This is a genomic window from Maribacter sp. 4G9, from assembly GCF_002742265.1.
Taxonomy (GTDB): Bacteria; Bacteroidota; Bacteroidia; order Flavobacteriales; family Flavobacteriaceae; genus Maribacter.
This window is the reverse complement of the sequence record NZ_MDGL01000031.1, coordinates 1-708: the sequence shown is the minus strand read 5'-3', so window position 1 is coordinate 708 and position 708 is coordinate 1. Positions and strand designations below refer to the sequence as shown.

Below are 708 nucleotides of genomic sequence, written 5' to 3'. Positions count from 1 at the left end.
GATGCCGCGTTTTTGGAGTGCCTTCAAAAAACCGTTGAGCTCGTCACCGGTCTTGAACTGTTTAAAAAAATTGTCGTCGAATAATTCCTCGTTCTTCATAATGGTGTGAAAATTTAAAGTTAAAAAAATAGCGGGGGCATGCCCCCGCTATTTTTTTATTTACACACTTTATGAGATAGTCCCGAAACATCCCGAATTATATCAAATGTTGGTTAGATGTTTTAATCAGAAACTTATAGGTTCAATTGAAGTATAGTACACCTTAAGAGGTACAGTTTGCTGTAGGACAATTCAAAAGTTAACAACGCTATCTAAAGCATCATCTGCTTCTTTATGGATAAAATTTGCCTGATAATTCAGTGTAGTTTTCAAGTCACTATGCCTATATAGTTTTTGTAACATTAAAGGATGAATAGAATCACCGGCAATATTGCCAAAAGTATGTCTGGCAATGTGCATTGTAATCTTCTTGTCTATTTTTGCTTTTTTGGCAATGGATTTTAAGTTATCGTTAAATTTTTTGGTGACACTATCCCACCAAGTGTGTAAGTTAAAAATAACGAGGGTTGGACTTTTATCTAAAGTCTGACCCTTTTTTCATAGATTGTAAGGAACTGGTTTAAAATTATGCCCCAGTTCCTGATGGGCATGGACCACTTCTTGGTGGCCTCCCTTGTTGCCAAATATACGGATTTCATCACCGCATCG

General features: G+C 36.4%; 2 pseudogenes. Both read right to left on the bottom strand.

Features of this window, described 5'->3' with window-relative positions:
* Window positions 1–291: 291 nt before the first annotated feature.
* Window positions 292–531: pseudogene (locus tag BFP75_RS03405) on the bottom strand (tyrosine-type recombinase/integrase); the annotation flags it as partial.
* Window positions 532–578: 47 nt separating this feature from the next.
* A pseudogene (locus BFP75_RS22260) lies at window positions 579–708 on the bottom strand (IS256 family transposase); the annotation flags it as partial.